The 7343-nt window shown below is 60.5% G+C and carries 7 protein-coding genes and 1 pseudogene; 5 read left to right on the top strand and 3 right to left on the bottom strand.

Annotated features, from left to right (window positions below; all coding sequences use genetic code 11):
• Positions 1 to 269, top strand: a 269-nt coding sequence (locus tag ACFWUY_RS40015) for a transposase family protein (protein ID WP_384121636.1), incomplete at its 5' end; no start/stop codon positions are given.
• A 126-nt stretch (positions 270 to 395) separates the two neighbouring features.
• Here ACFWUY_RS40015 and ACFWUY_RS40010 read toward each other — a convergent pair.
• Together ACFWUY_RS40010 and ACFWUY_RS40005 are read right to left on the bottom strand one after the other, a co-directional pair.
• Positions 396 to 689 (bottom strand): WhiB family transcriptional regulator, encoded by a 294-nt coding sequence (locus ACFWUY_RS40010; protein ID WP_384121640.1) that lies wholly within the window; start codon positions 687 to 689, stop codon positions 396 to 398.
• 727 nt (positions 690 to 1416) lie between these two features.
• Complete coding sequence (locus tag ACFWUY_RS40005) at positions 1417 to 2499, bottom strand: GRAS family protein (protein WP_384121634.1); 1083 nt, start codon at positions 2497 to 2499, stop codon at positions 1417 to 1419.
• A gap of 1176 nt (positions 2500 to 3675) precedes the next feature.
• Here ACFWUY_RS40005 and ACFWUY_RS40000 point away from each other — a divergent pair.
• The 4 genes and pseudogenes from ACFWUY_RS40000 to ACFWUY_RS39985 form a co-directional block, all read left to right on the top strand.
• Complete coding sequence (locus tag ACFWUY_RS40000; protein WP_384121632.1) at positions 3676 to 4563, top strand: peptidoglycan DD-metalloendopeptidase family protein; 888 nt, start codon at positions 3676 to 3678, stop codon at positions 4561 to 4563.
• Between the two features lie 68 nt (positions 4564 to 4631).
• Entirely contained in the window at positions 4632 to 4847 is a 216-nt protein-coding gene (locus ACFWUY_RS39995) for a hypothetical protein (protein ID WP_384121638.1), read from the top strand.
• Positions 4848 to 4982: 135 nt separating this feature from the next.
• Complete coding sequence (locus ACFWUY_RS39990) at positions 4983 to 6326, top strand: cytochrome P450 (protein ID WP_384121630.1); 1344 nt, start codon at positions 4983 to 4985, stop codon at positions 6324 to 6326.
• Between the two features lie 302 nt (positions 6327 to 6628).
• Positions 6629 to 6880 (top strand): annotated as a pseudogene (locus ACFWUY_RS39985) (IS630 family transposase); the annotation flags it as partial.
• Between the two features lie 77 nt (positions 6881 to 6957).
• Here ACFWUY_RS39985 and ACFWUY_RS39980 read toward each other — a convergent pair.
• The coding region (locus ACFWUY_RS39980) for an integrase core domain-containing protein (protein ID WP_384121627.1) at positions 6958 to 7343 on the bottom strand (386 nt) is incomplete at its 5' end.

The following is a 7343-nucleotide window of genomic DNA, read 5'->3' as shown; positions in this document are numbered from 1 at the left end:
GCCTGACCCGACAGATCCTCGTCCTCGCGGACCGCACCTACCAGGACGCCGGCGCCACCGTCCGCACCCCGTCCTACCACCACCGCGAACAGCCCAAGCACTACCAGCAGTTCAACCGCGACCACGCCAGACTCCGAGCCCCCGGCGAACGCGCTGTCGCACAGCTGAAATCCTGGCGAATCCTCCGACGAGCCCGATGCTCCACCCGCCGCATCGGCACCATCGTCCAGGCCGTACACACCTTGCTGACCTGCGGCTATCCAGGATGAAAGAGGTTCACTGCGGGACTACTCGACTGTTCCTCGGAGGTCCGAACATGGTAAGGCGAGTGAAGAGCCCATCGGCCCAGTTCGCAGTCTCCTGCTCGGCTTCGGTTGCTATCCGCGCCCGGGTATTCATCGGGCCGGGACAGAGCGATCCTTAACCTGACGCATTCTGTAGCGCTCGCTGGCCGTCAGCCCTCCCCACACCCCAGCTTCTCGTCGATCGAGTGCAACTTCCAGACACTCTCGCCTCACCGGGCAGCGGGCGCATACCCGCTTGGCTACATCAAACCAACGGCGTCTACCGACTTCGTGAGGGTAGAAAACCCGCGGATCCACATCGGGTTTGGCGCAAGCAGCATGGATCTGCCACGGCTCTTGGGCCAGCCGCACATCGGCAGCGCCAACGTGATTTATATACTCCATGATCAGTTCCACCCTGCCTCGCGGTAGCTCTATGTTGGGATAGTTGCTCCTCTGGCGGAAAATTTTGCAGACAATGCCCTTGCCGTTCCGACGAGGCCTATCCTCGGCACCCAGGTGGCGTCCCCACTTGAGCACGCTTCACTCAGTTTCGGCAGGAATAAATAGGATTGACTCGAGTCGTTGCGCCAAGTCTCGCCTTGCCGCAATCGGTTCCGCGTTCACCGGTTCGGGGTCCGGTGAATGCGGAACCGGCAGTAGCCGACCATCAGGACCGATTTGCACAGAATCCCTCAACTCATGAGTTCCTGCTGATTACAGACCGATTTATCCTGATGGCATTTACGTGGTTCGAAGTCGGGGTGGGATTCCAGCTGCCGTTTGACCTGGAATCCCACCCCTCCGCAGGGCCCGCTCAAAGCCGCCGCGATGGGCGGGCCGTTGGCTCGGTAGGCAGAGAGGGTTCGAGTTTCGTCAGCGCCTGATCTTCAAGTATTAGCCGGTAAGCGATGAGACACGAAGCAGGAGCAAAGACCACATGCCGAGCGGTCCTATTTCACTCGGTCTCGCAAGCCCCGACGAAAGTTTCTCTGACTCCGCTACTGTCCCCCGCTTTCACACCTCTCACTTGAGTAACCTCTACTCAAGTGAGAGGTGTAGACCCGCTCAGCCGTGCCTGCCAACGCCGCCGGTCAGCCGTGACCGTCCGCTGCCGTGGCAGACTGCTCCTTCACGTTGTCGCACAGATAACGGATAGGATGGGATCCGTCCGAAATCCCATCCTTACACAGCCGGGCTCAGTGATGATCGACAGTCCGGGATACGAAGCGGTTGGGCGGAACTCTATATCTTCCAGGCGATAGCCGGATCGCACGAGGCGCTCACACCATGCCTGTGTCGATTCATGCCGCTCAAATCGCGCGTCATCGCTTGCCGTGCCCACAATGTCGTCAATTTCACGCCCAAAGAATGTCTTTATCGCCACCGTCTCGGATTGATCAAGGTTCAGGGAATCCACCATACCAAAAACCGCATGGAAGTGATTCCATGAGGCAAAGAATCGATCTTCTAGCGATCGCCTATGGTGCTCCGAATCGGGTTCACACATCACCAGACAGGCCGGCTTGAGTTCACGCAATCGCAGAAGGAAATCGTCACGCGCATTCTCATTCGGAGAAAGCTCCTGGATGTGATGAAGAGCGAAGGCTGCGTTCACCGCCAAAGGGTGCGGCATATTCCGTAGCATTGCCCAGTGGCTCGGACTCATATCTTCAGCCGTCGTCACCAGGGAGTGGAATTCGATAGCGATGCCAAGTTGTCTGGCCACCTCGTCCAGTGCAACCCTAGCTTGCTGAAGGCTGTCGCCGGCCGGATCTACCCCCACAACGACAAGCCGATCGGGTGGGGCAGGGCTCGCCGCGAGTTCCCTCACTAGCGCCACCTCCTGCCGGCCGGTACCCATACCAAACGACAAAACAGTTGCCTCCTGGGTGTTCTGCAACTGTTTCACCAATATGCCGTTTGCGATATGACCCGCCAGGAAGGCAACCGGAAGCCGGCTACCCACCAAATTAAACAAGTCAATGTGAAGCTGCCCGTAATTCCTTAGATAGAGATTAATTTCGACATTATTATCGTTTCCAATGTAACGTCCCAGCGCAGACGCATACATCAGGTGCAGCAAATCACCTGGCTGCTCCACGGGGTCGAGACCGGATACCAACTCCTCAAGGTGCGAACTCGCACAGTCGACACGCCCGGCTTGAATTTCAGAAACTGCGCGACGCAGTAGATCAAACCCCTGCAACCCCATCTTTGATCCCTCCGTAACAATTTTCACTAGTGGTGATTCAAGCGCCCGTACGGGGCCTTGTAGTGAGTAGTAACTGCTCGAACGCTCTGCCTGGGAGGTACGCCACCCGTAGCCGCTGCCTCACTCGCAAGCCGCCCTGCGCCGATGGCGCCCTGGATTGGCCACGCCCTCCGCGCTGCGCTGCCAGGGCACGAGCCTGTCTGGGTAGCAGCAATGGCAGGTCACGGTCCGAAACCACCGCACATCGCGTGCCCCTGGGGTGCATTGACAGGGCGGGTGGGCGTGCGATCCGAGTTGTCGGCCCTAGGAGCCCAACGACCAGACAAACGGCGTGACGCCTGTTTGGATGTACCCCGTGCTCCGCTGGAGAGCGTGCCGCTGTCGCGCCGCGGGCCGGGGATGCCGGATGTAGTGATCGCCACACAACAAGTAGCGCTTACTCATGTTCGGTGCTGCGCCTGACGGTGTGCTGGGTAAGGAGAACCCTTCCCTCCCTGTCGGGCTTCTCCCGAGGAGTGGTCGCTCGCATGAAGATCAGGTGCAACTACAGCGCGAAGTGCGCGGTGCAGGCAGGTTTCCTCACTGCAAGAGGTATCGCGCCGCAAGCCACCCAGCGTATTTGTGTTCAACAGGATGAGTGGCAGCAAGAGTTGTGCACGATTCACGCCTGTGTCGACGTATCTCCTCGCTCTTCATCCCTCACCGAGAGAGTGGGCCGCCATGCCTAACTGCTCCGCGCCCGACCCCCGGGCCTGCCCCTGTGGGTTCAGTGTCCGCACGACGAGCATCCTGTTTCTCAACGTGCTGGAGCGTTCTTACTCCGTGCCCGAAGAACGTGCTATGCGTCAGTTGATCTGGGACCTGAGTAACAGGACGGCCTGAAGTCTGTCCCACGCGCCAGCCTCGTTCCACGCGGCCAGGCGCCGCCAGTACGTCATACGGACCCGAAACCAAGTTCCTGGGGCACGTGCTCCCACTAGGTCCCGGTGGGAGCACGAAAAAGATCCCGCTCAATGCCTGCCAGTCAGCACCCGCGGTCGCCCCATCAACGGCTTCTCCAATTAGAGCTCCAAGCCGCGTCCCAACGGTTCCAGGTCATCCCCCACGGCCGCTGACGCCGGTTCTCCCTTACCACCAACGGCCTTTCCCTCATCCGCTATTCAAGGAGCGCCCTTCGTGAGGTACCCCTACGTCCCTTGCCGTCCCTTCTCGCTCAGGAATCTCCTAGGTGGACTCCTTTCTACTGCTGCTGGCTCGCTGGCCCTGGTGATCGCGGCGCCGCTGGCCTCAGCTAACTCATCCGCAGTCTGGGACCAAGTCGCTATGTGTGAAAGTAGCGGCAACTGGGCGATTGATACCGGCAACGGCTTCTACGGAGGACTACAGTTCACAGCCGATACATGGGCCGGATTCGGCGGCCTCGAGTACGCAGCGAACGCTCATCTGGCCACCAGAGAACAGCAGATCGCCATCGCTGAGAAGGTCCTGGCCTCTCAGGGCCCTGGCGCGTGGCCCACCTGCTCTATCAAAGCTGGGCTGTCAGGCACTGACCCCCTTGTTGAGTCAGCGACTTCAGCCCCTGACAACTCACCCGCGTCATCCACCAACACGCCGACACAGACCGCCCTCGCACAGGTCTCGGCCGAGGCTACGGAAACCAGTCGGGGCGCAGCCCCCGTCGATGGCGCTGTCATCACGACGGCATATGGGCAACCCGGGGCCTGGGCAGCCGGATTCCACACGGGCGTCGACTTCGCTGTACCTACAGGCACACCTGTTAACTCGGTCGCCTCGGGCACCATCGTCTCGGCCGGATGGCAAGGTGCATACGGTAATGCCGTTGTCGTCCGCCACGATGACGGCATGTACACCCTCTACGCACACCTCTCCACGGCAACCACCGCTCCTGGACAACAGGTCACTGCGGGTCAGCAGATTGGTGTTTCCGGCAGCACTGGAAATTCCACTGGTCCTCACCTCCACTTCGAGGCCCGCACCAGCAACAACTACGACGCCCACATGGACCCCCTCGCATACCTGCGTACGCTCGGCGTCAACCTCTAGCCAGGGACTGGTGCAGCAACCCAGTCCTGCCTCCTTCCCCGACCGTTCACAGCGTTCCAGAGGAGCCCATCACCATGCCCACGATTCCTTCACGCCCCATCACCGCTCAGGACCGCTGCGATCGTTGCGTTGCGCAGGCGTACGTCCGTGCGACACTCACGCATGGTCGGGAACTCCTCTTCTGCGCCCACCACTACCACTTCCACGGCGCTGCCCTGCATACCCAGGCCACCCACGTACACGACGAGACCCCTCGGCTTACCGTACCGGCCCCCACAAGGTGAAGGGTGGGCACGTGTCAGAGGAATCACATGTGTCGCCGAGTTCGGAATTGTCCACCTGTAGCGTGTTGATCGCCGCCAGCATTGATGCAACTCCATGCGCCTTTGCGCACAGCATGAGGCGGCTGTGTCGATCACATGCTTCATAAGCAAGTACTTGATACTCAGGCGCGCTCGACCGAGATCATGAATGCTGAACTGGCCCCATCAAATTACGTGCCGGAGGAAGCGATGGTTGTATCGTCATCGGCCCGGCTCCGCCGCACGGAGCCGAGCATCGATTTGCATCCCCTGGTGCGCCGGCTATTGCAGTCCGAGCCAGTCCACTACGACGCGGAGCTGGGCTGCTGGCTGGTTGTTCGCCACGCCGATGTGGCCACGTTCCTGCGGGATGAACGGCTTGCGGTCGCCTCAGCAAAAAATCTACCGACCGGCAACACCCTCACTGAAGCCAGCCTTGCAGTCTCCTCGGGTCGGTGGGCGAACCTCCTGAGCCAGGACGACCCCTACGGCCACAGTCGGATGCTGCGCCCTGCATTCTCACAACGCCTGATGCAGGTGGAAGAGCCCTGCATCAGAACGGTGGCCCGCCAACTTGCATCCAGAATCCAGCTGAACGGCGGCGGTGATTTGCAAGGCGAGTTTGCAGTCCCGTTTGCCTTGGAGGTCGTAGCCAAGTTCATCGGCCTGCCCCGCGAGACCTACGAGGATCTGGCTGGCTGGGTGCAGGATCTCTCAATACCGCACCAGGCGGGTATTCAGGGGACGCTGGCAGCATTCCAGGCTCAAGTCAGCACAGAGCGGATTACGCGCTATGTCCAGGATGCTCTGCTGACACGCGAACCACACACAGCGGACAATGCCATGAGTCTCTGCCGTTCCCACGTCGGGGGCAAGGATGATCATGAGGTTCAATCCCTGGCCATGGCGATCGTGACGGCCACGCATGCGGCTGTTGAGGCGATATCAGCAGTCTTGACTTCAGGTCTGTCAATTCTCATGCACCGCCCGCACCAACTGTCCCGGCTACGCCGTGATCGACGCCAAATCTCTGCAGCAATCGAGGAGACCCTGCGGTTCGACGGCCCGGAGTTCTTGGTTCCCCGTGTAGCACGACAAGATATCGAACTGGGCAACCTTCGACTGTCGGCTGGCGAAGTAGTCATGCTCGTACAGGGTATTGCCAACCGTGATCCGGCTGTCTTTGTCCGCCCCGATCTCTACTCATTCGACAGAACCGTTAGCCAGCACCTTAGTTTCACAGCCAATCCGTACTCAGGTCTGGTATCGCACCTTGTCCGGCTCAGCGCTGCGGTTGCCCTCGAAGAGATCATCCTCCCGCTACAGGGCCTCCAGATTGCGGACGAAGTCCCCTGGTCAGAGTACCGTTCACTCGGAAACCGTCTGACCTCACTGCTGGTGTGCGCAGGATCTGAAGGTGCGTATGGCAGCCGTGAGTTGAATAGCGATATGGCGCTTTGAAACGCCCCAAGACATATCGTCTGCGTTTCGTGGACTGGATTTCCTCAGGACGCGCAGACAGCCCCGGGCGACGCTGAGGCTTCCTCTCCCTGCCCAGAAGAAAACCGTTCACCGCTCGGGACGGATACATCTCGGGCGGATGGCGACATCCGACTCTGGGCGATGGGGTAGGTACGACTTCGGCGATCAAAAATGACCGTGCTCCCTGTCGGCCTGGTCAACATCTTCGGGGTGCGGCAACGCATGGATCAGCCACCTGCGCCGGTCGCCACGCATGGTGCGTGCCCCGGCGCGTGGGCGGGGTGTCGACGGATCCGTATTTCGTGGAAAGGTCCACGACGTCGTCGATCTCTAACTGGACCCGCCCGAACGGGCGCTGGTCTTCTGCATGAACGAGAAGTCGCAGATCCAGGCGCTGGACCGCGCTCAGCCGGTGTTGTCGATGATGCCCGGGTTCCCGAGCGGGTCACGCACGACTACGCCCGCACCACCCCCTCTTCGCCCCACTCGAGGTCGCGACCGGCAAGGTGATCGGGTCGCTCCACCATCGCCACCTCCCTGGACCTCTTTCATCTTGTGCTGGGGTGAAATGGCCTGGTGAAGTTGCCCCGTGTTCTTGGACACTCGATGTCTACGCCGCGAGGGCGTGCTGATGCCATTGCCTGGTCTCGGCTGGGGTGAGGTAGCCGAAGATCTTGTGCTTGCGCAGGCGACGGCGGTTGTAGAAGGTCTCGATGAAGGTGAAGACCTCGGCGCGGGCAGTGACCCGGTCGGGCCAGACGCGGGTGCCGATCTCTTCTTTGAGTAGCGCCCAGAAGCTTTCCGCGACGGCGTTGTCGAAGCAGGATCCGGTGCGTCCGCAGCTTTGCCGCAGGGTCAACTCACTTATTTTGTCGTGGAATTCAGCTGATGTGTACTGGGCGGATTCAATCGGTCGTCGCAACGCCTTCGTGAGCTGGGGGTTTGTGATGGGTGTGGGGAATCGGCAGCGGGCGGTGCGGGAGTATCGCGGGCAGA

It is taken from the genome of Streptomyces sp. NPDC058664, assembly GCF_042716635.1.
In the GTDB taxonomy this organism is placed as follows: Bacteria; Actinomycetota; Actinomycetes; order Streptomycetales; family Streptomycetaceae; genus Streptomyces.
The sequence above is the reverse complement of the archived record's forward strand: the minus strand, read 5'-3'. Positions and strand labels throughout refer to the sequence as shown.

Bases quoted from the DNA above. Each gene is read 5' to 3' on its own strand.
- ACFWUY_RS40010 (WP_384121640.1), bottom strand. From the start codon at position 689: ATGGAGTATATAAATCACGTTGGCGCTGCCGATGTGCGGCTGGCCCAA.
- ACFWUY_RS40005 (WP_384121634.1), bottom strand. From the start codon at position 2,499: ATGGGGTTGCAGGGGTTTGATCTACTGCGTCGCGCAGTTTCTGAAATT.
- ACFWUY_RS39990 (WP_384121630.1), top strand. From the start codon at position 4,983: ATGCTTCATAAGCAAGTACTTGATACTCAGGCGCGCTCGACCGAGATC.